The organism is Pseudomonas sp. S10E 269 (assembly GCF_002798465.1).
Classification (GTDB): domain Bacteria; phylum Pseudomonadota; class Gammaproteobacteria; order Pseudomonadales; family Pseudomonadaceae; genus Aquipseudomonas; species Aquipseudomonas pergaminensis.
Window position 1 is genome coordinate 3,038,736 of the sequence record NZ_PHIJ01000001.1, and the last position, 26,423, is coordinate 3,065,158.

Sequence of the window (26,423 nt, forward strand, 5' to 3'; positions counted from 1 at the left end):
CTGAAATATTAAGAAGAGGCCTATCAAATCGCAGTACAGGTAGCGGAAGTGTTTTCAAAATAAACCTTTAAATCAGGCTCAACTGGCAGCTGGTAATGAATCGCACAGCTTTTTCCATCACCTAAACTGATAGACAATGGTTCGCTCAGTTGTCCATTCGTCAAGAATACTTTGCCATCTTCGACGACCGTCGTGACAAAGTTGCCCTTGCTGTCCAGGACAGAGTTACCTTTTCCAAGCAGGTGGCCGTTGTCATCAGTAACCTGTAGCAATGCTCGACGGGAGACTACGACCGGAAAATCTAGCTTGCTGACTGAACCACGCCCTGCAGTTACCGCTTTGAAACCATTCTGAATATCGACGTTGCGCGGCAGGCTTTTTGTTTCCAATTCAATCTGTGTGTTCTGGTATGCATTAACTTGTGGGATCACCGCATTGCCCCATCGGTCAGTCCAAACCGGACCGCTAGGTGTATTAATCTTTACGCCAGAAACGTCGCCGACTTTAGCGACGCCGAACGTGTCTGCCAGTTGATAAGGCGAAAACGTCAAGCCATTTTCGTGAACGGCGACGCCGCCGCGAATTTGTCCGGTATAGCTGGTGCTTTCTGAGCCGCTTTTCGCATAACCTAGGTTAACTTGGGTATAACGCGGAATCATATTCACGTTACCCGATAAATCCTGCTGCCTGTTAAGTGTGTCACGCTCAGCGTTGATGCTGTAAGTCGCCACATCATTGCTGTAATCGTTCAGCGTTACGCCGAAACGCGTATTACCGTTTCGCTTGTTCGCGTAACTGCGAACGCCACGGCTTTTGCCGAGTGGGACGCTTACGGTGACGTAGACCGCCGTATCGCCGTTGGCATTATTAATACTGCGGGTTCGCCCTCGGTTCAGGTAGTCGTCGTCGTAGCCGGTCTCACCCAGGCTTCGTTCAACATTTATACTGACGTTCGCGTGCTTAAAGTTTTTATTCCACGCAGCGCTCACACTGCGTGTCTGGTGACCGCCAAACGAGGTCGAGGCGGAATAGCTTGCAGTAACACTTCCAAACAAGTCATCACTCCAGCCCAAGGAAAAACCATACTGGTTTTGACTAAGCCCGCTGATATAGCCGTCTGCCGGAACCTGGGTTGTGTCAAGAAGATCGCGAAAACCCCGGGTCTGCGTGGTAGCGTTCACGCCTGCGCTTACATTCTTCGCAAGGCTGGTATTGAGGCTTACGCTTGCCTGGGTACCCACGACCTTTTCCTCGCCTGATCTAGACGCCGTATTACGAAAACTGACCGAAGTAGAGGGCGTCAAACTTGAGTCCAAAGTCCACGCTATCGCCTGGTAATCATTGGAGCTGATCATGAGGCCGCTTGATAGCTTACTGGTAGGGCTCAACAGCCAGCCTCCGCTGCCAGTGACGACCAACGGAGAATCCATTTGATCACTCTCAAAGGTTCGTACCTTGCCGGCCGCCATCGAATACCCCGGAGCGCTCATCGACACGTTAGCCAGTGACGCAGCGGGAATCGTATAGCTACGTTGCTGACCGTCGGCTTCAATGACCCGCACATCAAGATCGGTGAAACCGTTGAGCACTTGAACGTTAGGTAGCTTGAAGGGACCTGCGGGCACCAATGACGTATGAATAAGCGCGCCAGCTTGACGAACTTCGACACGTGCCTGGCTTTGAGCAATGCCTTCCACCGTGGCGCCACCCAGGTCCTTCCCCTCCAGACCAGCATCTGGAGTTACCTGCAAACCCGTGATAGCGGCCCCCGGAAAGACCGAATTACGGATATTGATCTGGCCAGCTTGCAAGGTCGACTTGTAAGGAACAAACGTCTTCTGCGCGTACGTGTAGAGCGACTGGAAATTGCGAGTCTCATTTTGCACGGTGAGCGACTGCCGACTGCGTACAAGCCAGTCGCCGGCATTGAAACCCAACTCGGTATTGGCAGTATAGAAACGGTTCGTTCCATCGGAAAACTGACTGTTCTGGCCCAGAACCTCATAGTTAATCAGGCCAGCAGTGCCCCCGCTATGATAGGTGCCTAGGTCTTCGCTCAATGGGCGCAACGCGTCAGTGCTGACCACAAGCGAAATTTCTTCTCGGGCTGGGCGCAATTCGATTTCAGTCTGCGGAAATGCGGCAACGAAATCGAAGCAGGCATTATCCGAACCCCCTTTATCCCCTACCAACTCATAGCGGCCGTCTGGAAGGATCAGGTTGGCCTGATCCATTAAGGCAGCGTTAAAACACAGCTGTCCGTCACCATTGAAGGTCGCATCCACAGTCCCGCGCTCGTTGCCATTGACGCGCAGACCGACGCGACGCGTTCCAGGACTAAAACGTGGAGCCTTACTGAAGAAATCAGCGACCTTGGAGTCCAAACCGCGACTTTTCAGCATGTCTACGTCGAACAAGGCATCATTCACACCCGTCAACTTCGAGTTGTCGGTAGGAGCGGTGCCAACATTAGCCGCCGTAGCATCCTGTGATTCCCAGGCCAACAAGCCGGCTATCAGCAGTATCAGCGGTTTTAGCTGAGGGACCGGTATGGACGTGCTAACGGTGCGCATTTTCTCTCGCGCGGCATACACCTTCGTAGGTATGAGGGTCATGAAATCTACTGTCTGAGAAGTTAAGACTAAAGTTACTTGCTGAGTACCGTATCGAAAGGCTTGTTGCCGTAACCGTAAGCGCTGACTGGATAGATACGAATGGTGGAGTCAGCTGTAACCGAGCTGCCAGATGGAAGCTGCAAAGTCTCAACTTCGCCGGGTAAAATATACATACGCCGCAACGCGAGTTTGATGTCGGCAGGTAAGATGTTCACTTGCTGATTTAGACGAACGATGTAGCGGCTGTCATTTTTAACTGTCAGTGTCTGACCATTAACTGACCACGTCAAAAAGGTCCAAGGGTCTGATTTCTCAGGCAAGTCTGCTGGGGTAATCAGAACGGGAAGGTTTTGGCGAACTGTAACGCCAACAGTCGGTTTTCCATCCGAGCTTTTTTGAGGAATACCTTCGAAAGTTACGCGCTTAAGACGTTGGGTAGTGATTGGGGCCTGAGATTGAATGATAAACCGAACCAACTGTTTTTCGCCTGCTTCAACTCGCGCTACCGGAGGCGTAACCACTAAAAAATTTTCATTATCTTCAGGCAAATTTTCAAGCGAAGTGTATAACAGCGCTGCTTTACTGTCGGTGTTAGTAATATTGATAGTGCCTTCTCCGTCGGCGACCTTTACCATGACTACAGAGGTTTCAGGCACCATACCAGCTGCGCTGGAAAACGTGCTGACAGACATGAAGGACAAGAAAAAAATTACAATGCTAGTGATTTTTGAATTACTCAAGGGACTCTCCACACGCGATTATGACTTACCGGATATTCGGCTTTAAAAAGCGTCAGCCTGCTTCGATACATAGGAAAGCACATGCTTAAAGACTATTGAGGAACAGTATGTGCTAAGTAAGTGTCGAAGCTTCAGAAATTGTTAGTTGTGAGTTAAACTACTTATCACTTCGGCCGCCGCTGATGAAAGTAATATATGTGAATGTGGCCGTTGCGTCGGTATGAATCGGCCCAAGCGCTTGTAGGAAATTTCCCAGCGATGGCTTCGGTTGGAGGTTTCAACATTCGATTAGCTGGCTCACATGCCTGCAAAAGCCAAGTGTGGCCACGCTCTGCGTGCACAGCGCGCGTATCAACCAAAATTCGTGATAGCGCGCCTTGAGATTGCTACGCTGCAGCGCTCTCGAGATATTAAAAGCAGGTACTATTGAGCAACGCGATTTCTCTACAGTTGCATAGTTGATATGCTACGCTTTAAGGATAAACCACTTCCATGGTAGCTAGGCCGTCAAAATCAATCGCAGAGGTCATATCCAAACTGTTTGCTTCAAAAATAGATGCTTGTATCTCTAAGACCCCAGAATAAGTGGTATAAGCAAAGGGGGTTAAGGTGCCGGTAGGGGCGAAGGAAACTATCTGACCATTGTCTGAGCGAACCCACTCGTTATTGTAACGTTTCCAGGCAGAGCCTGCCTCACTGTAGACATTGTCAGCATCTGCGCCATCTGCGTTCGCTATGCCAATTACATGCCGTATTTGATAAAAGCCTATGTCCTTCGATCCCTGCTTCCCAAGTCCGAAAGAATCGGAGCCGTTACCGCCGGCATCGGCTCGATTATCGACCCAAGATGTACCGATAGCAACGGGTGCATCACATGTAATTGTGTATGTTAAATACTCTCTTGAAAGCTTGGTTATGCTTGTTGAGGAAAGAGTTTCCGCCGCGATATTGCCGTAGTCGACCACACCACCTTTCGCAAACACCGGCGTGCATGCAGCAGGGGTAATGGTGCCAGTTATCCGCAAATCAGCGGTTGCAGCAGCGAAGGCTGAGCTTGCGCTAGCGAGCGTCAGCGCGGCTAGAAGAGCTTTAGAATTAATCAGCATCATAAGGTACCTATGTATAGATATTTAGCTAAGAATATTTAAGTACGATTCTTGGAGGCGTTATACGCGAAAGTGTCGGAGATTTTCTAGCAAACCTCACATAGTGCGCTTCTGTTGGCAAGACAGTATTGGCGTAGCAATGATAGCGAGGCGCACTATCAGCCCTACTTAAAGGTATTTATAGTTTGCTTGTCCACATAGAAAGCCCTACACGTAAAGGCCAACATTGCCGATATTGCTACACCGCAGGGCCCTCGAGATATTACAAGCAGGCACTATTGAGCAACGCAGATTTCTCTGCAGTTACTTTCATAGTTGATAGCTACGCATTAAGGATAAACCACCTCCATAGTAGCAAGACCGTCAAGATCAATCTGAGTGGTTACGTCCAACGTGTTCATTGGATTAAGTACTACTGGCACGGTCAACGCTCCAGAATAAGTGGTGTACGCTCCGGGTATTAAAGTGCCTGTCGGAGCATAGGAGACCATCGTATTACGCATAACCTGCATGTTTCCTGATGAGTTATTAGCCCAAACTGAAGAACCTGTGTTAGCAATGATCAGGTCAACCGTAGAGCCGTCTGCTGACGTTTGGCTTCCAATGTGGGCCATAGTGTAAGCACCAATATTTGCGGCGCCCTGCTTTCCAAGTCCAAAGTCATGATTTGGGACGAAGTCAGGACCAACAGAGTCGGCGCGGTTATCTACCCAAGTTGTAGCGATGGCAATTGGCGCATTACACGTAATTGTGTAGGTTATCTCGCGGGGTGGAAGACTAGTATAGTCTGTGGATTTCAAACTTCCCGCAGCAATATTGCCAAAATCAAGCACACCACCATTCGCAAACACTGGCGTGCATGCAGCAGGGGTAACGGTGCCCGTTATACGCAAATCAGCGGTAGCTGCAGCAAATACTGAGCTAGCGCTCGCAAGCGTTAGCATAGTCAGAAGAGCTTTAGATTTGAACATCAAGACGATTCACCCGAGTGATAAGTATTTAGGGGACAACTTAAGGAATGGAGATGAGTACGGAACCTGTATTTCAACTCTTTAACCTTTAGCGTAGGTTAGCCGAGCCTCGGGAGACGGCCTACGCGAAACGGCCGAAGCTTTTGTAGGAAATTTCCTGACGAGAGTTATTTGAAAGTCCTGAAAGGTAATTTGGGTTCCAGCGTGCGATAGCAACCCTCTTGTTGCCGGCTTCTGCGGTTACGGACGTATTTTCGTCGCTTGGGTTAACGGCGCTCTGAGCGTGGCGGCGCGGGTAGCGGATTCGAATATACTTTCGCCAGTGCCGTCAGGGAGGCGGCAGGAGGGGTAAAATAGCCGGACGTTATGCGTGGTGCTACTTGAAGCCTTGGACAAACATTTGATGATGCTGGATTGCTGACCTCCCGAGACAGCCTATGACTTGTGGGAGGCTTGCGAAAGCAGCACCATCTCGGGACTGTTGTGAATAAACAATTTAGCGCCTGTCTAGCTTACAAAAGTGCTGCTGCAGGGTCGCGGCCAATTCTTGCATTTGGTGCCGTAACTCGTCGATTGAATGGGTGAGAGTAGAAGGGTCAATCTCAGACAGTCCACAAATTTCCTCCAGTTGCTCGCATGCCCTAATCAGGGCCGACGCTTTGATGATGCGCGCGCCACCCTTGATTCGGTGAGCAAGGTCATCCAATCCCTGATGGTCTGCCTCTGCGGCGACTTCTCCCAGCCTGATCAAATCCTGATCGTTGCTTTTTGCCAGATCGAGTAGCAATGCGTTCAAAGATCCAGCGTCCCCACGGGTAAGCTGCTCCAGACTTGTCAGATCGATAGCGCCCGCTACGGCGAGAGGCTCTTGCCCCGTCAGCATGAACTGCATGTCCGGATGCACAGAATTAAGGTGGACGCCCAAGCTTTCAAGACTGGTAGGCTTAAACAGACAATCGTCCATGCCAGCTTCCAGGCAACGGCTTTTCTCATCAGGTTGCGCGTTTGCTGTAAAGCCAAGAATGACGCACGGCGGCACGCCTCTAGCTCGCTCATCGTCGCGAATAGCCCGAGCTAGGTCGTAGCCGTTCATAACGGGCATATTGCAGTCGGTGATGACAACATCGAAATGATTGTTACGCCATGCTCGAAGCCCGCGGGCTCCATCCTGGGCATCGGTGACTTTATGGCCGAGGTAAGCCAATTGCTGGGAAAGTAATAGTCGATTGGCCGGGTAGTCATCAACCACGAGCACGTTCAAAACCTGCGTCTGTGACGCCGGCTCAAGGATAGTTGCGTCGGAATGAGCAAGTGGCTCCAGTACAGGCAAACTGAACACCACTTCTACCCGCGTACCCTTGCCTAACTCGCTGCTGAGGTACAACCCACCCCCCATCATCTCACAGAGCGTACGGCTGATTACCAATCCGAGTCCCGAACCGCTGCGCGCCGACTGGTTGTTGTTGGTGCCCTGAACGAAAGGGCTGAACAGGCGTTGTTGATCCTCGGTGGAAATACCCATTCCGGTGTCTTCTACAACGATACGAATAGCTTTAAACGCTTGATCGGATTCAGGAAGGACCTGTAGGCAAAGCCGTACCTCACCTTCGCTGGTGAATTTGATCGAATTACTCAACAAATTGGACAGGATCTGCTTGAATCGCAAAGGATCAATCAGTACATCGCGACGGTAATCCACGTCAATGTCGAGAACCAGCTGTAAACGTTTCTGTCTGGCCAAACCCTCGAAGATGCGTGCAACTGACTCCACTAATTCCTGCAGGTTGGCTCGCTCTGGTACTAACGATAGGTGCCCGGACTCAATCCGGGCAATGTCGAGAATATCACCAATCAAATCCAACAAGCCGCGTGCAGCATTGGAGGCCACTTCAATAGCCAGGCGATCCAGAACCCCTTGTGAAGCCTTCTTCATGGCCAGTTCAAGCATGCCGATTACGGCATTCATTGGCGTCCGAATCTCGTGGCTCATGGTAGCTAGAAAAGTCGTTTTGGCTTTGTTCGCGCTTTCGGCGGCACCTTTCGCAACCTGTAGTTCCTCGAGCAGCCTATGTCGCTCAGTGATGTCGATCCAACCGGCTATAAGACCAATTATCTTACCGTCACTCCCGCGATAGGGCAGCATCCAATGATAAATCATCAATGTCCTGCCATCAGTCATAGTTAGCTCTCGATCAACCAGTCGAGGCTCACCTTCGTCCATTACCTGCAAGCTCTCACTATGGTATTCAAGCGCTTGAGCCGATGGCATTGAGACGCTTTCCAATAGTGTTTTTCCAACCACCGAATCGCGGCTGACCTTGAAAGCCTCAAGATATCCAGAATTACAACTTACCAATCGTCCCAAGCGATCCCGTACATAAATCGGGTGTGGGGTACCGTCGATTAGTACACGCATAAACTCTATCTGATCGCTCAACGCCAACTCAGCTACCTGGCGTTGGCGGATCAACCGGCGCAAATAGACAATCCATAACAGCGCTACTCCCAGTAATACGGCAGCTACGATTACGCCCTGTATAATCATGGAGCGGTTTTTCAACCAAAAGCTGTCGTTAACCACTACCTCGCTGCGCCAGCGATTGGTCAATTCCAGCATTTCTTCAGGTGAAATGCTCAGCAGCGCTTTATCGAGAATTGAATTGAGTTCCAGGGCGCCTCGGCTAGTGGCAAAACTCATTCGGGCAGGGAAAATGCCTACGGTTGAGGTGACATGCAACTGGCCCCGGTAGGCGTGAGAAATCATGTACCGTGCGCTGATGAGGGGGTTGACTGCCCCATCGACCTTGCCCTGCGCTACCAACGCCATGGCGTCGGTAGCGTTGTCAGCTTCGACAATACGAACCTGTGGGTAGTTATGCTCTATATATCCTCTAGCGAAGTTACCGCGGATCAACGCTACGTTTTTGCCGGAAAGATCCGCCATTGTTGCCGGCTGGTCGGTTCCGACTCGGGTAACAAGCCCTAATGGCGTGCTCAGGAAGGCTCGCGTGAAGTGCAGGTCGTTCTCGCGCTCATCACTGGCGGTAAACGCAGCAATTATGTCGGCTTCCCCGGTTTTCACCTGGTCTATCAGATCAAGAGCCGAGCCCCCTAAATGAGCATCGAATCTGAGTCCGGTGCGAAGACTGACTTTTGCCAGGACATCCGCACTGATACCGCGAAATTTACCTGAGCTGTCCAAAAACGTGAGCGGCAGGAAGTCACTGTTAATAACTACCTTTAGACGCGGGTGGCTATCCAACCAGGCCTGTTCTGCAGCTGTAAACTGCGGTCTATCATTGACTCTTAAACCGCTGCCCCCTGCGCTCCAGCGGCGCAGTATCGTCGCACTAACATTGGTCGGGATCGCGTTAAGGGCAGCGTCGAGTATGCGCAGCAGACGCTGATCAGAGCGGACAACAGCGAAGGAGAAATTATTGCTCGACAGTAATGAAAAATCTGCGAGTTGAACATTGTTCAGAAAGTCATTATTTATTAGATAGTTAGCACTGATAGAGTCGCCGAGGTAGACATCTGCTTGGTCAAAAGCAACCGCGCCAATAGCGCTCAAAATCGAGGGGTAGACTTTGATAGTCGCATCAGGGTAGAAAGCCCTCACAGCACTGAGCGGTAGGTAGTGATACAGCATGGCCACTCGCTTACCCGCTAGGCTTGGGACCAGTTTCTCAGGCTCATCGCTACGAGTCACTAGGGTCGGCTGGTCCTGTGCGTAGGGATCGGACAACTGCAATTCAGGATCAGCGCCTTCATAACCATTGGCCGTCCCTAAGAGATCAACACGTTTGGATTTCAACGCCTGAATCACCTCTTCACGGGAGTCATAACGTTGCACTTCGATTTTGACGTGCAGCAGTTCAGATATTAGAACGGCGAAATCTGCGCTTATGCCTTCGAGTGATGTCTTGGAAGCAATGTCAAATGGAGGATAATCTGGCTGTGAATAGCCAAGGCGCAGCGTCCCTTTTTGTCGTAACCAACGCCAATCGGACTCATTGAGCCTGACGCTATAGCCATCGACCTTCGAGCGGCCGTAGAGCTCTAGTTTTTCTGCGCCGATAGCTATGGGTGCGCTGAACGTTGTGGTGCAAGCAAGGCATGCGAGCACCAGAAAGACCCGACTGAATATGCTCATTCAGATCAAATTGTTGCGTTTTGCGAAATCAGAAAGGTGTACCAGTGATTTCATATTGAGCTTTTCAATCAAACGAGTTTTGTAGGTACTAACTGTTTTATTACTCAGCAACATTGCGTCGCCAATTTCTTTGTTGCTCCAGCCCAATGCAAGTTGCTGCAGAATGGCCAACTCACGGTCAGATAAGCTTTCGATAAGCTTCAGTTCCGAGGCCTCGACATCATCCCTGCGCACTGAATTAATCGTTAGATTCGGGAAGAACGTGTAACCAGACATGATAGAGCTGATCGCTTTGACTACGTCGCCGAGCTCATCACTTTTTGACACATAGCCCGCTGCGCCGGCCTTCATGCAGCGCATAGCGTAAAATACAGGCGATTGAGAAGTCACTACAAGGACCTTTATCGGTAGCCCTAAAGCTGTAATTCTAGTTAATGCTTCCAGACCATCAAGCTTGGGCATGGAAATATCGAGAATAACCAAGTCTGGCACGTGTTCACGAGCGCGTTGCACTGCATCTGCGCCGTTATCAGCCTCGGCGACAATTTCGAAACTCTCTTGTTTGAGAATTATTTTCATCGTGGCGCGGATAAGCGGGTGGTCATCAACAATCATGGCTTTATACATTAGGATCTCTGCGATGGCGCTGGGGGTGGTTGAAGGAATGTGTATGCAAACACAGTGGCGGCTTTTGATTGAGCCGTACAGATATCTCTGCATAGCCTGTGCGCAAACGTGTTGCAATCGCTGTTTGATTTATTTATCCAACCCCAAGAAACACGACGGTTTTATTGAACTCTGGGGGAGGCATTGGCGTCCCATGAAATAGCCTCTTCGATTTGTGACGATGATCCACGGTATGAAAGCACTTGCTATCATAGGACCGCCATAGTAACCACCTTACCCATAGACACAGCCTATATTTAACAGTGCTTCGTGCTCCAGTTGATTTGTTACACCTTCGATGGTCAAATCCATGCTCAAAGACTTGGCTAGCGATAAGGAACTGTTTATGACAGCTTTATTTTCCGGCTTTTGAAAATCCTTTGCGAATGCGCTATCTAGCTTGATTTGGGTAAAAGGCAACTGGTAGGGTAATTTCAGTGACGAAAAGTCGATTCCAAAATCGTCAAACGCCATACGACATCCCATCGATTTGCAATCGAATCAAACCGACATTTGCAGACGCCTGCATATCCAAAAGACCATTCTCTGCGAACTCCAAAGTAAAGTCCGCATCGGATAGTTCGTGGTGGATCAAGCTCTGATTGTGCTTTGTTAATCCATCGTGTATCAGTTGCGAAGCGTGCAAATTGAACGCGAGCCCAAGGTGTCAGCCCAGTCGGCATAGATTTGCTTGTAAAAGCGTCCCTTGCACGAATACCTGTTTTGTTACCTCATCTAACAGGTAATAGGCCGCTATGGCGGCTAAAAAATCTTCAGGGAGAAGCAGCCCTCTTGTTGGATGCTGCCATCGCGCCAATACCTCCGCGCCGATCACGGCTCTGCTACCGAGCGCGCAATGGGGTTGAAAGTAAGCAATAAATTGGCTTAAAGCGAGTCCGCGATGAACATCGCCTTCACTCGGCTGCTCGTGAATGATTTTTCAATAGCGTAATTTAACGGCCACCTCCCGTTGTATCTTCGCAGGGCTTTCTGCAGTGCTGTAAGCTGCACAGGCTTTCTTAAAGCTGCTAAGAGCTCCAATCCCGACAAGAAAGCTATCTGCTCTATCTTGCGATAAGACTCTGAATTTATTTCGTCAAACAAGATCACCGCTCTCACCAGGCCAAACTGTCCAGCACGGCGTAGTAAAGCCAGATAGTCGATGCTTCCATGGGATGCGTCGTAGATCGTAACTTCAACGACTCCTCGCAGCCTTATTAAGGCCATCGCGTCTTTTTTATTATCTGCTTATAAAACGTCTACTACGCTCAGTTGCTCCAGCTTACTAATGATTGGACTGCGGTGGATAGATTTGGGTTCTAGGACAAGGATGCGAGGAATCTTCAATCGGCTGCCATGGCCTTACGGGACGACCTCATGCTGACAGATTAAGAGGACTCACATGAGATGGTCTCTTCCTGGCGGTGTGTAGGAAATTTCCTAGAGCGTTAGCCGGGCTAAGCTAAGAAGAAGTACTGAGGCGGGCTTTTTGGCAGTAATTCGATAAACATTGCGCTTGTCATGGGGGGCTTCACCACTTTGAGCAGCTATGCAGATGTGAAATTATGCTTTTTCGCCTATTTAGCGTGAGGCGGCTCAGGTGCCCGCAAGGTCTTGAGCGCTTTTAATAGAGTATTGAATCGTACCGGGTTCTCTACACCTTGCAAGCTCAGTACGCACCGTTTTTCGAACTCTACCGGTGGCAGCTGATTGTTGAAGCCGCGGCGGGGGTTTACGGTGTGGAACATATCCATGTAATCGAACACATCACTATTAGCATCTTGCCGCGAGTTGTAGATTTTCAGTTTTATTCGTTCCCGTTTTAGATGCTGGGAAGAGCTCTCTGCCAGGACGTTGTCATGACAGTTGCCTCGGTGACTCATGCTGGCAGCCAAATTGTCTGCCTTCAAAAAGCTGCGCCAATCGCAGCTGCTTTAGTTCATGCCTGGGTCGGAATGCTGTAGCGCCTTATCCAGAGTCTATGCGTCGACACGCCAACGCATGGCGAACAAGGCGTAATTATGAGCCTATTGCACCACCTATTACAGGCCTTGCGCAGCGGTCGCATCGGAACTCTACTAGTCATTCTTTTGATGGTGCTGATGGATATCCATACTATCCACATTCCGCGGCCATTCTGGTGGTGATGGTCAGCGTGTCATCCAAGAGTCCCGTGGGCTTTTGTTCTTCCCCTCAATCTTCCTGATCACCCTCCTACTGCACCTGACTCTGAACTTTGCATCGACGCGTATTAGGCCGCTCGAAGCCCACCGATACGGGGGCGGCGGGTAAGGGGATCGAGGCACTTGGTGATGTCCTGATCGGCGGCAACTTTGTCGTCGGCACTAATGTTTTCTTAATACTGATGATCATCAACTTCATTGTAGTAAAGTCACTCGCGACAACCTGGCCCATATTTCAAACATGATGATGTCGGCAGCCTGCAGAAGCGAGGGGTCTTTGTCCTCGACAATGCGTTGCATTACACCTTGCGCGGCGCTTGAGCAGCGCCAGCAAGCCGGAACGGTCAGTCTGCACACCGTTCGGGGAGAGCACAGCCTGCTTGATCAATTGCAGAACGCGATGCCTACGTTGAAGGAAAAACTACGTAAGGATGGTCATCAGCCAGTGCTGACTGTGACTCCGCAACTGCGGCCGTTGCTCGCCAGTTATGCTCGGGTGTTCAATCCTGGCTTGCATACGCTGCCGCAGGAAGAGATACCGGAAATGTCAGTATGAAGATCATTGGCACCCTGGGAAAAAGCGCCACGACGGATGCGTTAAGGCCGTTGGGCTCCGCACTTCAGATCAAACTGTTGCGGCGCGCCAGATCGGCCAGATCAACCACGGATTTAACATTGAGTTTGGCGATCAAGCGCGCCTTGTAACAACTGACGGTCTTGCTGCTGAGCATGATATTTTCCGCGATGTCTTTGTTGCTCATCCCCCGTGACAGTTGTAGCAGTACAGACAACTCGCGATCCGACAGCGATGCAATCAACTCCATCTCGCGGGCCATCAAATCGCTTTTTCGGGTCGAGACATTGACACTTTCGGGGTAATAGACAAGCCCTTTCATGACTACTTTCATGACCTCACAGAGTAAGTCTAGGTCATCGCTTTTCGAGATGAAACCGCAGGCGCCGGCTTTGATGCAGCGCAGCGCGTAATAATCAGAAGCCAACGATGTGAGCACGATGACCTTGGTCGGTAATTTCAGGGTTCTAATCCGGTTAATCACCGCAATCCCATCCAGTTTGGGCATCGTAATGTCCAATAACACCAGATCTGGAACATACTGGCGTATCAAACTGACTGCATCGACCCCATTGGAAGCGTCGGCGATAACTTCGTAACCATGCTGATCCAGCAGGGAGCGCACCGCCATGCGGATAAAAGGATGGTCATCAACGATCAGTACCCGGTATGCCATTCATATATCCCCGACTGCAAAAACTAAGTGGTGAGACTACCATGATACCATTGCGATATCACTGGCGCGACGCTCGCAATAGTGCCCGGACAAATCACTGCTGTATCTGCAGCCTGGATTACCGCTAGAAAGGAATCGCCCGTTGAAGTTTTTGTGGATCGGCCTTCTAACCCTGTTCTGCATTGTCAGCGCTGCTGCCAGCGAAGCCTCGCTGGAGTTGAGTATCCTCGGAAGGTCCGTGGTCGAGCCTGGTGGTGTCGCATTGAGCAAGCCCGATCGAGAGTGGCTGGCCAACAACAAAGTATTGCGAATCGGCGTCTCCCGTCCTGATTATCCGCCATTTGATATCACCACTTATAATCAGGAGTTCGAAGGAATCACGGCCGATTATTCAGTACTGATCGGTCATATTCTAAATATCAACGTTCGGATACTCAGCTACCCTAACCGCGCCGCGCTTATTCAAGCACTTAAAGACCATCGCATTGATGTGATCGGGACTGCCAATGATTTTGAATCGGCCATCCCCGGCCTGGTACTTTCAACACCCTATACCCTGGACCAGCCCACGTTGGTTGCACCTGCGGATCAGTACAGCATCGCGAACACTTCATTTGCAGGAAAAAAAATTGCCATGGTCGATCATTATCTGGCCTTGGGCACCGTCAAAACCTACTATCAAGAGAGCCAACTTCTGCTTTTTCCCTCGATACTCAATGCCATCGGTGCAGTAGCACTTGGCGATGCCGACTTGTATCTTGGCGATAGTGTCAGCGCCAGCTATTTAATCAATAAGAGCTACCTGAACACGCTGCAAATCATTAATTACCCAACCCTGAAAGTGAGCAGTTTTTCGTTCGCAATGCTGCAGGATAACCCACGCCTGCTGCGTATAATCAACACGACCCTGGACAGCATCCCGGCCATGGAGCGCAGGGCGATCGCTCATCGTTGGGGCAACGCAGCCCCGAATTTGGCGGGCATGCAACGGATCGTGTTCAGCGAGCAGGAGCAGGCATGGCTCAAACAACACCCGCGACCGAAGGTGTTGTTCAACAAAAATTTCCTGCCATTCACTTATAACGATGAGCAGGGCAACTTTCGCGGCCTGAGTGCCGATGTACTGGGTAAGATCAGCTTGCGCACCGGCATCACGTTCGAGGTGGGACAAGGCTCATCGGTCAACGCCATGATTGGCGCATTGCGAGCGGGCGACTATGACCTGATGCCAGCCCTGTCCCCCAGTGCCGACCGCGAACAAGACGTGAGCTTTACGCGGCCTTACCTGTCCGCGCCATTGGTCATGGTGGTCCGGGACGAGCAGACTGCTCCCCGCAGCTTGAATCAGTTGGCTGGAAAAAAGCTGGCGATTGTCGAAGGTAACGCTTATCGGGAAACGATTAGTCGTGATTTTCCTGGCATCCAGTTAGTAGAGGTCGCGGATTACAGCCGCGCGTTTGAACGCTTGGCCGGCGGCAGCGTGGACGCTGTTATCAGCTCCTTGACCACTGCTCGCTACATCATCGCCAGGGCATATCCGAACCGCTTGAAAGTCGTCTCCACCATCGGCACCCAGGGCGGACAAGTGGCCTTTGCCGTAAGCAAGACGGCCCCCGAACTCCTTTCGATCCTCAACAAAGCGTTGCTGAGCATTCCTCCCGAGGAGCTGGACGAAGTTGCCAGTCGCTGGCGCCGCGCGGTGGTATTGGAAGACAGTTACTGGGAGCGGCACCATGACACCATTACGGCGGTCCTGATCGCCACCGTGCTGGTGATCGTCGGGATATTCGTTTGGATCACGTCCCTGCGTCGCGAAGTCTTCAAGCGCAAGCTTGCAGAACGCGCACTCATTGACAGGCTCGAGTTCGAGCGCGTGCTGATCAACGGCACGCCGCATCCAATATACGCGCGAGATCGCGACGCCAACCTGTTGCTCTGTAACAAGGCCTACCTCGACACGTTCAATGTCCAGGATGGCTCCTACCTGCTGGGCACCACAGTGGTTCAAGGCCTGTTGTCAGACCCAGTCCAGGCCGATGAATATCACCAGGACTATCTCGATGTCATGCACAGTGGCGAACCCTCCTTTAAGGACCGCCTGCTGATCTCAGCCTCCGGCCAAGTGCTGACGATCTATCACTGGATGCTGCCTTTTCGCGGCAGCGACGGCCAGGTTAAAGGTTTGATAGGTGGCTGGATCGATGTCAGCGAACGCCAGCGCCTGATTCATCAGCTGCATGCGGCCAAGACTGAGGCGGATACTGCCAACCGCGCCAAGACCACATTCCTCGCCACCATGAGCCATGAAATCCGTACGCCCATGAATGCAGTGATTGGTATGCTGGAGATGGCGTCGAAAGCTGCCGAGCAAGGGGTTTTCGATCAAGTGGCGATCGAAGTGGCGTCCGATGCGGCCAAGGGCCTGCTAGATTTGATCGGCGACATCCTGGACATCGCACGGGTCGAATCCGGGCAACTTAGCATCACACCGGAGCGTTGCAATCCTGGCGATCTGGTGATGTCGGTGGTGCGTATTTTCGACGGTCCGGCGAAGCAGAAGTCCCTGCGCCTGCAGGCTGATATCGGCTCGCAGCCGATGCCCGACGTGCTGATCGATCCCATGCGTTTCAAGCAAGTGCTGGCAAACCTGTTGAGCAACGCAATCAAATTCACCGCCCAGGGTACGGTGCAAGTGTGCATGAGCGCCGACTATGACGAAGATTCTATGTTGCTACGGGTTGAAGTCACGGACACCGGCATCGGTATCGCAGCGGCCGACCAACAACGGTTGTTCATGCCGTTCAGCCAAGTCAATGCGTCCTACGAGACGGCCAATAAAGGCTCAGGCCTGGGATTGATGATCAGCCGAACGCTGGTGGATATGATGGGGGGCAGCCTTACGCTGAGCAGCGAAGCCGCCACGGGGACGCAAGTGGTCATCGCGGTACGGGTACCGGTGTTTGATGGGGCTGCGGGCTGCGTCGCGGTGCCACACGTCATGGTGCCAACCAAGCCGACGCCACTGATGAGCATCTTGATCGTCGATGACTACGTGGCCAATCGGATTGTCCTGTCGCGGCAACTGACCTACTTGGGCCACGAAGTGAGCGAGGCCAGTGATGGAGTCCAGGCTTTGGCCCTGTGGAATGAACAGCCGTTCGATGTGATCATCACCGACTGCAATATGCCCAACATGGATGGCTACCAACTGGCCCGAGCAATTCGCGAACAAGAACAATTGCGTAATGAACCGCCGTGCCTGCTGCTGGGCTTTACCGCCAATGCCGTGCCTGAGGAGCGCCAGCGTTGCCAGCAAGTCGGGATGGATGACTGCCTGTTCAAACCCATCAGCCTGGAACAACTGAACGCCCGCCTGCTGAGCTTGTATCACGTCAGCTTCGACGCTGGTATGCCTGACGAACTGACCCGCGACGCGCTGTATGAACGCCTCAATGAACTGGCAGGCCACGACGCCCCGACACTGCAACGCCTGTGTTCGGAGCTGCTGGAGAGCAGCCATCGCGCGCAGGTAGATCTCCGCCACCTGCTAGCCGCAGACGATCGGCAAGCCTTGCTACTACTGGCGCATCAGCTCAAAGGCGGCGCGCGACTGGTGCGGTTTGACGCGCTGCTGATCACCTGCGAAAACCTTGAGGCCGCTTGCCTGCAACAGGGCAGTAATGCACAACTGAGCCGCGCCGCGGAGGAAATGGGCAATCATCTGCAACGGCTGATGAGCTGGCTAAAGTAGTGGAAGGTAACCACCTTAAGAAATTTCTTGCAGGGTTGTAAGAAATACCCGCGATAAATCGGCGCCGAAACACACCAAGCTAGTCACCGTTACTTTACGGAGGCATCCCGGTGTCACTATCTACGCTGAGGATCCTAGTCCTTGAAGCTCAACCCCTGCTACGTCATGCGTTTGTGCGTAGCCTGCGCGAATTGGGTTGCCAGCACGTCATTGAGGCCGCTGACGGCAATGAGGCGCTGACGGCGTTGCAGCAGCAGGGGGCGGTAGATATAGCCCTGTGCGATATCTGCATGGAGGGCATGGATGGCCTTTCTTTTCTGCGCGAGGCAGGCCAGCGGCAATTGGCCCATGCTGTGATCATCAGCAGCGATCTGGCACCGGACCTTCTGCAAACCATCGGCCAGATGGTCAAGCTGCTCGGAATGCAGTTGCTAGGAGAACTGGCCAAAAATGCCCGCCCGCCCAACTTGAAAAGGCTGCTGGAGCATTACGTCCTGCCTTCTTTGTCGGGGGGGCTGCACCCGCCTCCGTCAGCGACGCAGAAGTGATCCATGCATTAGAAGCTGGTCAGTTCCTAGTGTATTACCAGCCCAAGTTTACCCTGCAGGACCTTCAGGTCGACTCGTTGGAGCTACTTGCCCGCTGGAATCATCCACGCCTGGGGCTGTTATCCCCCTCGCGGTTTCTACCCACACTCGAGCGCTTGGGCTTACTCGACCGCTTGCTGCATCAGCAAATCGACCAATGCCTGCACTTTCGCCAACAAGCAAAAACCTACGGCTTTGACTTCAAGTTCTCGATCAATATCCAAACGTTCCAGTTGGCCAGCGAGGGCTTGTTCGACGCCGTCAGCACGCGCTTGCGCGCATTTGACACGCCTGGTACATGCCTGTGTTTTGAGATGACGGAAACTGATGCCCAGACGTTGACGCCGATGAACCTGGAGAACCTGGTGCGCTTGCGCATGCTCGGTTGCGTCCTGTCCATCGATGACTTCGGTGCCGGTCACTCCTCGCTGCAACGCTTGTGCACGCTGCCATTCAACGAGATCAAATTGGACGGCCTGTTTGTACGGGAACTGAATGCAACTTCCCGCAGCGGCGTGGCGATTACCAGCACCCTGCAAATAGCGGACGCCCTGGGCATCGACGTAGTGATCGAAGGGATCGAGACCCAGGAGCAGCGCACCCAGTTGATTAACTTGGGCTGCAGGCTGGGCCAGGGCTATTACTTCGCCATGCCCATGCCCGCCACCAAGCTTTTGGTCTGGTTATTCAACAAAGTGTTCCAGGACTACTTATCGACGGTTCGCCGCCGCCTCCTGAGCCTGCCCCCCCCCTGATACGCGCCCCCACGACGGCCTGTAACCACGGGCTGTGCCCCTACGCAAACGAATAGCAACAGCCATACGCCAAACTTTTATTGAATCGGTGAAACCATGCTTTTAAGAAACATGAAGATAGCCCTGCGCTCGGCCGCAGGTTTCAGTTTGATGGGCCTGATTGTCGTGCTGTTGGGCAGCCTCTCGCTGTTCCAAATGCACGAGATGTCGAACAAGTCCGATGAGGTGGATAAGAAGTGGCTACCGAGCATTCTTGCCCTCGAAGACGTCCAGCGCGCCGTCGCCGACCTACGGTTGAAGATGATGCGCACATTGCTGTCCAAACAAGCGAGCCAGGACACCACAAACGAGTTTGCAATCGCCGATAGTCGCGTGGCCATTCAAAAGGCAACTGAACTGTATGCCAGCAACCTTGCTACCGATGAAGAGCGCAGCAGCTTTGAACGGATGAAGACCGTCCAAACCCATTACACACGCGTTCAAGATCAAGTGCTGGCCTTAGCTAAACAGGGTGATCTCCAGTCCGCTATTTTGCTTATGAATAGTGAGCTCAACGGGCAAGGCGATGCACTCAGCCTTGAGCTGGTCAACCTGTTGAACATCAATATTAAAGAGGCGCAAGAAGCGGCGGACGAATCCGATGCGACGTTCCAGGAGTCGATCAACTGGGTGATGGGCGCTATCGTCCTGGCCGTTATCCTCACCGTGGCGCTTGCCAGCGCCTTTACCCGCAGCATCGTGCAGCCGTTGCACCAGGCGGTCGGAATCGCCGAAAAAATCGCCAAGGGCGACCTGACTGTGCGGATCGAAATAGACGGTCGGGACGAGCCTGCCCAGCTGCTCCAATCAATGAGTGTAATGCAGGAAGACCTGCGTGAAACGATCCATCTGATTACCGACTCCTCCAACCAATTGGCGTCGGCGGCTGAAGAGTTATCGGCGGTAACCGAAGAATCTACCCGCGCCCTGCATGATCAAAACGGCGAGATCGAGCAAGCCGCCACTGCCGTCAACCAAATGACCGCCGCCGTGGATGAGGTAGCCCGCAATGCGGTGTCCACCGCGGATGCGTCGCGTGAAGGTGATCTTATGGCGACAGATGGCCGCGCCCATGTTCTGCAAACCGTCGAATCTATTTCCATGCTCGCGGAAGAAGTCACTTCGGCCACCTGTGAAATCCAGACACTGGCCGCTAGCGTGCAAGACATCAGCAAAGTGCTTGATGTGATTCGCGCTATCGCCGAGCAAACCAATCTGCTCGCGCTAAACGCGGCTATTGAAGCGGCACGCGCTGGAGAAGCCGGTCGCGGATTTGCCGTAGTGGCCGATGAAGTACGCGCCTTGGCCCATCGCACTCAGCACTCGACCCAGGAAATCGAACATATGGTCAAGGGAGTGCAGCAGGGCTCAACGCAAGCGGTATCCGCCATGCAAAGCAGCAACGAGCGAGCGGCGTCCACCCTTACCCTGGCCCACAGCGCCGGCGTGTCCCTGGAGCGTATCACTCAGGCGATCAACACCATCAACGAAGGCAACCTGATCATCGCCAGCGCGGCGGAAGAACAGGCCCAGGTGGCGCGGGAAGTCGACCGTAACCTGATGAATATCCGCGACCTCTCGACCCAAACCGCAGCCGGGGCCAATCAAACCACGGCTGCCAGCCATGAGCTGTCCAGCCTGGCCGTGGACCTGAACAGGATGATTTCCAAGTTTGTGATTTGACGCAAAGCCTTACCTCGAGCTCCCACCCTTTCATGAGGACACACCATGACTCAGTACTCTAAGCGGGAAGTCACAATCGACCTGACCACGCAGCTTTCAATCGACGGGAACATCAAAGTCAAGATCGTGAACACTCAAAATAATAACAGCGCGAAGCTGGCATTTACCGCGCCTCATAGCGTTCTGATCCTGCGGAAGGAAATAGTAGGTAAAACGCCCAAAAAATAGCAGCCAGGACTTACCAGCGACCATTCAGTGTGAGGACGTCACCGCATCAAGAAGAGGGCCCCGGATCACTAGGACGGACGGGGACACTTTCAAGTATTTCCCTGTCATCGGAGAGACCAGGGTAGCCGACAGTTTAATGATAACCTCCTCAGGCGTAACCGAACTGATGACCACATCAGCTTCGGTTGGATGCCCATCAGAAAGACGGTAATCGAGGCGATGCCAGTGTGCTTGCATTTGAGCGCGGTTCATCGACACGCAACCTTCGCGCAGAAAAGCCTTGAGGAGCGTGATGTGAAGCACATTTCGGCGATTTGAACCCGCCACTATATGAATTGCTGGCATACCGTCCAGGGTCGCGGTGCGCACGCTGCGTACATTGTCGAGTGTGACTGCCAACCCAGAGTGCATGAACGAAGGCTCAGCGACTTTCTTTTGCTGATTCAATACCTGCTCGCAGCTCAACACGGAAACGCTGGTACAGGTGAGCGAGATGCAAAATAACCAAGTACTGAGCTTCATGAGTTTTCCTTCCATTTGCCCGCTACTGTTTTCCAGCGCATAGGCTCTCCATTATCCGCACATGCGGGTTTCCACATACACCACACTGTTTTCATCGACTTGCCAGCGGCTCGCATAGAGTTGATTGGGCAGGGAGGTAATGGAATTTCCCATCAATACCGTCGCTGACATCATGCCCATGGTCCACTTAAGCTGGTCGCCCAAACCTGACGTCGGTACGCTGGTTTCCGCCGGTTGCACATCGGTCGTCGCCGCGTTGTGCTCAGCCTGTGCGGCTATCAGGAGTGCCGGTTTAACCGATAGTCACGTCGTGCGACGGTCTGCGTAATCTGCCGTTCTTTTTCGTCGCCGAAAATCTTGCGCAGGTATAGGCCTGCTGATTGAGGCTGCCGGACCTACCACGCTGTCGTTCCAGGCATGGGCGATCAGTGCTTGCCGGTCATTCACTTGGCCGGGTACTGAACCAGAGACTCCGGCAGGCAACCTCCTGATAGGCTCTGGCCGATGCTGTGGCTGGTTTCACTTTTGAACAGGATCAGCTTGTAATGCACCGCGCAGAAATACGCTGATTGCTCCGGGTGACCAGTCTTAATGTCCGCAAAGGGTATGTTCATAAAGGTTCGGGGAGTTATCGAGTTTGGAAGTAGAATTTTTCCACTTTGTCCGTGCGTTTTATGCAAGAAATTTCTTAAGTGCCACGCCGCTGGTCTTTTCGCTAGGCCAAAAAAACTCCCTAATCCGTTCGGGGCCTGTCCCGGGGTGGCATTCTATCGATTGAAGCGTTGTGACTTAGCCCAGAAGCGACATGATCATTCCTGGCATCTGAGCGGTTTGCTTGATCAGCGAGATCCCCGACTGCAACAGCATTGATTTCTTGTTGATCATCGAGCTTTTTCTGGCAAAGTCAGCATCTATGATCCGGCAAGTGACATCTCGGTGTGTACTTCGTGTTGGCCAGGTTATTGGCTTTGAGGTTCAGGCAGTTGTCATTGGTGCCGAACTGGCCGCGCGCATGAGGTGCCGATACGCCTGCTTGATGGGTATCGTGGCTACGTGTTGACCGATGATTACGCCGGTTATAACGCGTTTGGCGCGCTGGCCGGAGTCGAACGGTAGGTCTGCTGGGCGCACGCAAGGCGCAAGTTTGTTGAGATGCAAAAAGTGCACCGAAAGGCAAGACGGGAGGGGCTGATATCGCACTGAAACTTATCAATAAGCTTTGTGGCGTAGAGCGTTATCTGAAATATGCTGGCGAGCAAATCTTGAAGTTGGTCTGCATGAGCGAAGCCTGCCGGTGCTGGCTCAGTTAAAAAAAAGGATAGAAAAGACACAGCCACGATTTCGTCTCAGAGCGCCCAGGGCGAAGCCATCAGCTACTTAGCGAGTAGCTGGTACAGCCTCGAACGGTTCGTCTAAGAAGTGCACTTGCCAATCGACAATAACGCGGCCTAACGTGCGACCAGGCCGTTCGTGATCAGAAGAGAGAACTGGCCGTCCAAAGGCGATAGGGCAAGTACTAAACTCTATGGCCTGATCACGACTGCCTAAGCCAACGATCAAGAGCCCTTTGCGTCGCTGCGCCACGCATTAGAACGGTTGCCGCTGGCAACCTCGTTTGAAGATTACGAAGCGCTGTTGCCGTGGAACTGCTCGCTGGTGGACTAGCTAAGCGCCCCAACCATCTTGACGTCGGTGGGGTATATGGAGCGCTTACCAAAATTTTACCTGTAGCATTGCATCCGAGTTTGGCCCTGCAACTCAATCGCAGGGCCGTGCTAGTTCAGAGCAAACAGCTAGCCTGAGGACATTAGCCTTTTTCTTCCAACATCTTCAATCGCTGATTGAGTTCGCGAATTGCTTCAATAAGTGGAGCTACCAGCTTTTCATAATCAACTCGCTTGTAACCGTCGGTTTCATGAACGATTTCTGGATATACGGCTTGTACATCTTGCGCAAGTAGCCCTATATCTTTTTTCTTGTCAATTTTGTAGGCATATGACACTCCATGTAATCTTATTAAATCGTCCACCGATCCTTGCAGGGGCTTGATGTCTTGCTTGAGTCTTTCATCGCTGAACGGGCAGCACCCTTGGCCCATACCCGGAAGTGGGGCGCACACCCTATCTCCACACATTACCGGTTCGTCTGCTTCTGCGAATGGGGCATCAAACAATTGCAAGCTTGCCAGCGAAAAAATTACGGCGGAACCCAAAAGCATATTTTTTATATTCATGGAATTTTCCTCTTAATGAACTGTTCGCTATAAGATACGATACAGCGTCAATGCCTAGGCAAAATGGATACTTGACTAATGGCATTGACTAATTATGAACTTCTTCCGATAGAGCTGTATGTAGGAAATTTCTGAGCGTGATTTGCATGGCTGGCTGCCACAACAGAACGCCTACTAGTTACTATGCAATAAAGCGGTTGAGCGAGCGGGCACATCAAGCACCTCGCACTGTTGATAAAACGGCTCATAGGTTACTCAGTTGGTCAATCAGCGCAGACGCTCGTGATCTTCTGAAATTAGGAGCGCGGTGCCCTTTTTTAGTGTGGATTTTTCTCGCTCAAGCCGCGCGCCCCAGGCTTCCAACTTCTGAGTTTTTATTGTTCCGAACTTAGCGCCTTGCTTTGGGGGTGACGTCGTTATGTTCTTTCTGAATTTGGTCAACCCATCGGCGCAATGTTGAATCACCAATGCCGAGTAAACAGTTAGCTTGGATCTAGCTTTAGTTTGATTTGAGCACGAGGTAGGCAGCCTGCTCTTGAATTCAGGAATAAACGAGCGGCGCTGTTTGGTAATTTGACACCACGATCTGGCGATCATTCTCGCCTAAATGGTTGTCCGGCCTCATTCGACCACTACAATGCCGACGTGAAACTTTACGCCCATGCTCTCGGTATGGCTTACGCCTACAGTGTGGTACACGCCACACCAAGGCTAAGGCTCGCGTACTAAGTGCAGTCTAGCAGGATGCAAGTAAACACATCCTGAAAAACACGCTTTCTGTTGATAGCTTGAATGTGATTAGCAATATTAGTGTTGAAACGCTGTCATCCTCAAGCCTTTGATTAGCATTCTTGAATGGATTTTTAAGTTCATCAAATGATCTAATGATAATTCTGCTCGCAGTCAAGTTGTCAGGCGCCGAACTGTACATCCAAATTTTACTCGGTGGAAAAAGAGCTTCTCAACGCTCAAAAAAAACCTGAAGGGTTAACCGGATTACGCAAGCGGCTCTTCAGGTTTTCTACTTATAAAGCTAGTTCGTCTTGTCTTCACTCTTACTGTAAAATTTGACGATCATCCTTTACGGCAGGCGTTCGCGGCAATAAGGACGTACCTAAGCAAGTTGTCCGATCTACTTGAGCGAAGCTCCGATGGCGAGTACTTCGCCTCCAGTTTCTGAAAGGTACACTGGCCAATAGCTTTCGGCGCTCCGCTTTGTACGCATCCAGAAATGAAGTCTACTCTGGCCTGTGAATGTTCATCAGAACAACCGGCCAGTACCAACAGTGCACCGATCGCACGGCATCTTGGGTGTAGGCTGGCTCCGCGAGTCAGCGCAGCACTATGGCGCAGCCGAAGAAGACGCCCACACATAAGCCAAGTACTTGCGGACCAACCGCCCAAAACACCTTGATCCAAATTAGGCTCAGGATGCCACCATTGGTGAAGACTGCATCTGGATGAGCGAATTTACGGATCGCATCACCGGCCATGGCACCCAGCCAGCCCAAAATCGCGCCGACCAGTACGGCCACGCCTTTAGCAAACCAGCCTGCGCTCAACACCATGGACGAGGTATTGAAGGTCACACTCACTATTGCCAACACCGCCGCTGCCACACCCCAGCCAATCATGGCTGGGCTGATGCTGCTAGTACTACGGTCTTCTTCGTTGATGCGGCTCTGTGGGTTTTCGCCTTGTTGAGACACTTGATTCTCCTTTTGTGATGATTGGCAGATCAGTTACCAGGCAGCCAAGCAGCTGTTGTTTTCGTCGTTCAGAGCTGGCAAGACCGCCTTGAGGTTCTGAGTGGGTAGGTTGAAGACCTTGTCTTGAGCGCTGAACTGCAACCGATTGGCGTTGCGCAAGGCCCCCCAGAACTCTTGAGTGAAGATGCTGCTGCAGGCACGACAGTCTGTGTAAAACGGGTTATGGAAGGTTTTTCCATCCACGATGAGGTCAAAACCTCGCCCTTCTTCTGAGCTATACCCCCGGCCATTTACGGTAGCGCTGGCGGAGACATAGCGGTCGTCATCACTGGGGCATGCAATCACTAATTCATTGCCGTTACCGTCGTCCACGGCATATTCGGCGGTGCCCATCGCCCAGCCCGAGGTCCAAGTATTGGTTCCGGCAGAGGCGGTATTTGCAGCCAGGCAGCTAAGCGCCATCATTAATAGGGTTTTAGTATTCATGGGGATGTTCCTTATCGAGGAGGCTGATGTGTAGTTTTAGGGTGAATTACAACCTTTAAGGGTGATTTTCAACCTTTTATGTTCTTCATGTCAATGAGGTGATCCCCAACCATCTAGGTTGAAATGGGAGAGCGAAATGGCTGAAATTGATCAGAAGCAATTGGCGGGCACAGTAGGGCGCGCCATATCTAAACAGCGGGTGCGTAGCGGGCTAACCCAGGAGGCGGTTGCAGAACACTTGGGGGTGGGGAACGAGGCGGTTTCTCGCATTGAGCGAGGGATCGTGATGCCAAATATCACTCGGCTTTTGGAGTTCGCCGACATTTTTGGCTGTGAGGCCGCTGACTTACTGAGTGAAGTGAGCCCACTGGTGGATGACCAGGCGAGTCGGATCAGTCATTTATTGGCATCCTTGAATCAGTCCGATAGACAATTGGTGGTCGAACTAGTCGAGCGTTTAGTTTATCGACTTAAAGCGTGATCATGGGTCGACGGAATCAATGTGGGCGCCGCAGCGTAAGCAAAAATAGGTAAAGGAGCCGAATTGATATTTGTGCATATCCTGAATAAACCTGTCACTTGCGCTAAACGCTGAGGTGGCGCTGGCCACAGCCGCCGTCATGTTCTGCAGAAACCACGCTATAGGCTCCACTGTGTGCATGCTCTTGGTGGAAGGGGTTGTTTACCATTCGCGAGCGAAGCTATCTAGCACAGTAAAGAACTGAACGATCGCCTTGGCGCTGTCT

21 protein-coding genes and 4 pseudogenes are annotated in these 26,423 nt (G+C 52.0%); 10 read left to right on the forward strand and 15 right to left on the reverse strand.

The window, feature by feature from the left end; translation table 11 throughout:
* Positions 1–23: 23 nt before the first annotated feature.
* The 9 genes and pseudogenes from CWC48_RS14135 to CWC48_RS30160 form a co-directional block, all read right to left on the reverse strand.
* Positions 24–2,615 (reverse strand): fimbrial biogenesis usher protein, encoded by a 2,592-nt coding sequence (locus tag CWC48_RS14135; RefSeq protein WP_100492052.1) that lies wholly within the window; start codon positions 2,613–2,615, stop codon positions 24–26.
* 32 nt (positions 2,616–2,647) lie between these two features.
* Positions 2,648–3,355 (reverse strand): fimbria/pilus chaperone family protein, encoded by a 708-nt coding sequence (locus CWC48_RS14140; protein WP_256581651.1) that lies wholly within the window; start codon positions 3,353–3,355, stop codon positions 2,648–2,650.
* 473 nt (positions 3,356–3,828) lie between these two features.
* A complete protein-coding gene (locus tag CWC48_RS14145) occupies positions 3,829–4,461 on the reverse strand; it encodes a DUF1120 domain-containing protein (protein ID WP_157806817.1) in 633 nt (210 codons plus the stop codon).
* Between the two features lie 329 nt (positions 4,462–4,790).
* Positions 4,791–5,432, reverse strand: coding sequence for a DUF1120 domain-containing protein (locus CWC48_RS14150; RefSeq protein ID WP_100492054.1), 642 nt, complete (start codon positions 5,430–5,432; stop codon positions 4,791–4,793).
* A 496-nt stretch (positions 5,433–5,928) separates the two neighbouring features.
* A complete protein-coding gene (locus tag CWC48_RS14155) occupies positions 5,929–9,585 on the reverse strand; it encodes a transporter substrate-binding domain-containing protein (protein ID WP_100492055.1) in 3,657 nt (1,218 codons plus the stop codon).
* On the reverse strand, positions 9,586–10,212 hold the full coding sequence (locus CWC48_RS14160) for a response regulator transcription factor (protein ID WP_100492522.1): 627 nt from the start codon (positions 10,210–10,212) through the stop codon (positions 9,586–9,588).
* Positions 10,213–10,485: 273 nt separating this feature from the next.
* Positions 10,486–10,737, reverse strand: coding sequence for an EAL domain-containing protein (locus CWC48_RS14165; protein WP_100492056.1), 252 nt, complete (start codon positions 10,735–10,737; stop codon positions 10,486–10,488).
* Positions 10,738–10,918: 181 nt separating this feature from the next.
* Positions 10,919–11,188, reverse strand: a complete 270-nt coding sequence (locus CWC48_RS30845; protein WP_100492057.1) for an EAL domain-containing protein — start codon at positions 11,186–11,188, stop codon at positions 10,919–10,921.
* Between the two features lie 718 nt (positions 11,189–11,906).
* A pseudogene (locus CWC48_RS30160) lies at positions 11,907–12,185 on the reverse strand (IS3 family transposase); the annotation flags it as partial.
* Between the two features lie 302 nt (positions 12,186–12,487).
* On the opposite strand from CWC48_RS30160, the gene CWC48_RS30540 reads away from it, so the two are divergent.
* Together CWC48_RS30540 and CWC48_RS30170 are read left to right on the forward strand one after the other, a co-directional pair.
* Positions 12,488–12,679, forward strand: a complete 192-nt coding sequence (locus tag CWC48_RS30540; RefSeq protein WP_256581652.1) for an FHIPEP family type III secretion protein — start codon at positions 12,488–12,490, stop codon at positions 12,677–12,679.
* A gap of 25 nt (positions 12,680–12,704) precedes the next feature.
* A pseudogene (locus CWC48_RS30170) lies at positions 12,705–13,010 on the forward strand (flagellar biosynthesis protein FlhA); the annotation flags it as partial.
* 44 nt (positions 13,011–13,054) lie between these two features.
* Here CWC48_RS30170 and CWC48_RS14180 read toward each other — a convergent pair.
* On the reverse strand, positions 13,055–13,684 hold the full coding sequence (locus CWC48_RS14180; RefSeq protein WP_100492059.1) for a response regulator transcription factor: 630 nt from the start codon (positions 13,682–13,684) through the stop codon (positions 13,055–13,057).
* Between the two features lie 142 nt (positions 13,685–13,826).
* Between CWC48_RS14180 and CWC48_RS14185 the strand changes: the two genes are divergently transcribed.
* The 6 genes and pseudogenes from CWC48_RS14185 (at position 13,827) to CWC48_RS14205 (ending at position 20,727) form a co-directional block, all read left to right on the forward strand.
* Entirely contained in the window at positions 13,827–17,435 is a 3,609-nt protein-coding gene (locus tag CWC48_RS14185; protein ID WP_100492061.1) for a transporter substrate-binding domain-containing protein, read from the forward strand.
* A 110-nt stretch (positions 17,436–17,545) separates the two neighbouring features.
* A complete protein-coding gene (locus tag CWC48_RS14190; protein ID WP_157806850.1) occupies positions 17,546–17,983 on the forward strand; it encodes a response regulator in 438 nt (145 codons plus the stop codon).
* Positions 17,980–18,777, forward strand: a complete 798-nt coding sequence (locus CWC48_RS14195; protein WP_157806851.1) for an EAL domain-containing protein — start codon at positions 17,980–17,982, stop codon at positions 18,775–18,777. The genes CWC48_RS14190 and CWC48_RS14195 overlap by 4 nt, the downstream gene beginning before the upstream one ends.
* Before the next feature lie 111 nt (positions 18,778–18,888).
* Positions 18,889–19,644: pseudogene (locus tag CWC48_RS30850) on the forward strand (MCP four helix bundle domain-containing protein); the annotation flags it as partial.
* The gene (locus CWC48_RS30855) at positions 19,636–20,499 is read left to right on the forward strand and encodes a methyl-accepting chemotaxis protein (RefSeq protein WP_371857072.1); all 864 of its coding nucleotides are present in this window, start codon (positions 19,636–19,638) and stop codon (positions 20,497–20,499) included. The pseudogene CWC48_RS30850 and the gene CWC48_RS30855, both read left to right, overlap by 9 nt.
* Before the next feature lie 45 nt (positions 20,500–20,544).
* A complete protein-coding gene (locus tag CWC48_RS14205; RefSeq protein ID WP_100492065.1) occupies positions 20,545–20,727 on the forward strand; it encodes a carbon storage regulator in 183 nt (60 codons plus the stop codon).
* A gap of 24 nt (positions 20,728–20,751) precedes the next feature.
* Here the strand turns inward: CWC48_RS14205 and CWC48_RS14210 are convergent, their stop codons facing one another.
* Positions 20,752–21,249, reverse strand: a complete 498-nt coding sequence (locus CWC48_RS14210; protein ID WP_100492066.1) for a hypothetical protein — start codon at positions 21,247–21,249, stop codon at positions 20,752–20,754.
* A gap of 789 nt (positions 21,250–22,038) precedes the next feature.
* Positions 22,039–22,134 (reverse strand): hypothetical protein, encoded by a 96-nt coding sequence (locus CWC48_RS30860; protein ID WP_310053003.1) that lies wholly within the window; start codon positions 22,132–22,134, stop codon positions 22,039–22,041.
* Positions 22,135–22,248: 114 nt separating this feature from the next.
* Here CWC48_RS30860 and CWC48_RS30180 point away from each other — a divergent pair.
* Positions 22,249–22,914: pseudogene (locus CWC48_RS30180) on the forward strand (transposase); the annotation flags it as partial.
* 142 nt (positions 22,915–23,056) lie between these two features.
* Here CWC48_RS30180 and CWC48_RS14220 read toward each other — a convergent pair.
* The 3 genes from CWC48_RS14220 to CWC48_RS14230 form a co-directional block, all read right to left on the reverse strand.
* Positions 23,057–23,482: a tail fiber domain-containing protein gene (locus CWC48_RS14220; protein ID WP_100492067.1), complete on the reverse strand. Its 426-nt coding sequence runs from the start codon at positions 23,480–23,482 to the stop codon at positions 23,057–23,059.
* Positions 23,483–24,813: 1,331 nt separating this feature from the next.
* Complete coding sequence (locus tag CWC48_RS14225) at positions 24,814–25,191, reverse strand: hypothetical protein (RefSeq protein WP_218261616.1); 378 nt, start codon at positions 25,189–25,191, stop codon at positions 24,814–24,816.
* A gap of 33 nt (positions 25,192–25,224) precedes the next feature.
* Positions 25,225–25,677: a hypothetical protein gene (locus CWC48_RS14230; RefSeq protein ID WP_177409489.1), complete on the reverse strand. Its 453-nt coding sequence runs from the start codon at positions 25,675–25,677 to the stop codon at positions 25,225–25,227.
* Between the two features lie 136 nt (positions 25,678–25,813).
* Here CWC48_RS14230 and CWC48_RS14235 point away from each other — a divergent pair, with 136 nt between their 5' ends.
* Complete coding sequence (locus tag CWC48_RS14235; protein WP_100492068.1) at positions 25,814–26,158, forward strand: helix-turn-helix domain-containing protein; 345 nt, start codon at positions 25,814–25,816, stop codon at positions 26,156–26,158.
* Positions 26,159–26,423 lie beyond the last annotated feature (265 nt).

What these genes read in the sequence shown, in the direction of transcription:
- CWC48_RS14135 (WP_100492052.1), bottom strand. Translation starts at nt 2,615, where the DNA reads ATGACCCTCATACCTACGAAGGTGTATGCCGCGCGAGAGAAAATGCGC.
- CWC48_RS14145 (WP_157806817.1), bottom strand. Translation starts at nt 4,461, where the DNA reads ATGCTGATTAATTCTAAAGCTCTTCTAGCCGCGCTGACGCTCGCTAGC.
- CWC48_RS14150 (WP_100492054.1), bottom strand. Translation starts at nt 5,432, where the DNA reads ATGTTCAAATCTAAAGCTCTTCTGACTATGCTAACGCTTGCGAGCGCT.
- CWC48_RS14155 (WP_100492055.1), bottom strand. Translation starts at nt 9,585, where the DNA reads ATGAGCATATTCAGTCGGGTCTTTCTGGTGCTCGCATGCCTTGCTTGC.
- CWC48_RS14160 (WP_100492522.1), bottom strand. Translation starts at nt 10,212, where the DNA reads ATGTATAAAGCCATGATTGTTGATGACCACCCGCTTATCCGCGCCACG.
- CWC48_RS14165 (WP_100492056.1), bottom strand. Translation starts at nt 10,737, where the DNA reads ATGGGATGTCGTATGGCGTTTGACGATTTTGGAATCGACTTTTCGTCA.
- CWC48_RS14180 (WP_100492059.1), bottom strand. Translation starts at nt 13,684, where the DNA reads ATGGCATACCGGGTACTGATCGTTGATGACCATCCTTTTATCCGCATG.
- CWC48_RS30855 (WP_371857072.1), top strand. Translation starts at nt 19,636, where the DNA reads ATGCAGGAAGACCTGCGTGAAACGATCCATCTGATTACCGACTCCTCC.
- CWC48_RS14205 (WP_100492065.1), top strand. Translation starts at nt 20,545, where the DNA reads ATGACTCAGTACTCTAAGCGGGAAGTCACAATCGACCTGACCACGCAG.
- CWC48_RS14210 (WP_100492066.1), bottom strand. Translation starts at nt 21,249, where the DNA reads ATGAAGCTCAGTACTTGGTTATTTTGCATCTCGCTCACCTGTACCAGC.
- CWC48_RS30860 (WP_310053003.1), bottom strand. Translation starts at nt 22,134, where the DNA reads ATGATCAACAAGAAATCAATGCTGTTGCAGTCGGGGATCTCGCTGATC.
- CWC48_RS14220 (WP_100492067.1), bottom strand. Translation starts at nt 23,482, where the DNA reads ATGAATATAAAAAATATGCTTTTGGGTTCCGCCGTAATTTTTTCGCTG.
- CWC48_RS14230 (WP_177409489.1), bottom strand. Translation starts at nt 25,677, where the DNA reads ATGAATACTAAAACCCTATTAATGATGGCGCTTAGCTGCCTGGCTGCA.
- CWC48_RS14235 (WP_100492068.1), top strand. Translation starts at nt 25,814, where the DNA reads ATGGCTGAAATTGATCAGAAGCAATTGGCGGGCACAGTAGGGCGCGCC.